The sequence below is a fragment of the Arsenophonus sp. ENCA genome (assembly GCF_002287155.1).
GTDB lineage: Bacteria > Pseudomonadota > Gammaproteobacteria > Enterobacterales > Enterobacteriaceae > Arsenophonus > Arsenophonus nilaparvatae.
In genome coordinates, this window is sequence record NZ_NHNG01000255.1 from 1 (window position 1) to 677 (window position 677).

Here is a 677-nt window from a genome sequence, read left to right on the forward strand (position 1 = left end):
TATTTTTACCCAGCGACATACCCGGGTTCTATCTAAACCAAAAAGAAGTCCTTGCAAATCATAGGTCGGATAACATTTTAAATACAATAAAATAAAAAGCAGTTTATCTAGTGGGGTTGGGATAAATCCTTTCTGCCCTGCACCCATCTGCCGCTCGTGATCTTTTCGATTCTTTTTCCGATAAATCAAATAACAAGCTGAAAATTCAGCGGCTAAATTTTTCAATTCTTCGACTGATAATCCAATGATTGCTTTACATAAACGATTATCTCGTAACAGCCGCTCTTTGTTGATCATTTCAAACCTTTATTCTCTAAGTTAAACCTCTTTTTATTCTCAATAGCGTGACAAAAAATGCAAGTCTTTATTCAGCAACTAGTTTATTGAAACCCACTGAGAGTTTGATAGTCCGAAGTCTGTCAAATAGCACCTATCACGCTGCAAGCGGTTATTCCAGTACGCAAATTCGGTTGGTGCAACGGGAACAGAAAGCGTGTTGCTTAATAGTGAAATAAGGGTGTTTCGGTGATTGAAGTAAATTTTACGCTGTTCTGAGATGGAAATTCCAAAGACCTGCGCTAAGGAGTAAGAAGGTATCATCAATAAAGGGTCTACGATTCCGTAAAATTTGGGTCATGCAACCGAGGCGCTTGATACCCGCGATGGCGTGTTCAACT

General features: G+C 39.1%; 1 protein-coding gene. It reads right to left on the bottom strand.

The annotated features are described in order from the left end of the window. On the bottom strand, positions 1 to 297 hold a 297-nt coding region (locus CBG25_RS06700), incomplete at its 3' end, for a transposase family protein (protein ID WP_290605523.1). Positions 298 to 677 lie beyond the last annotated feature (380 nt).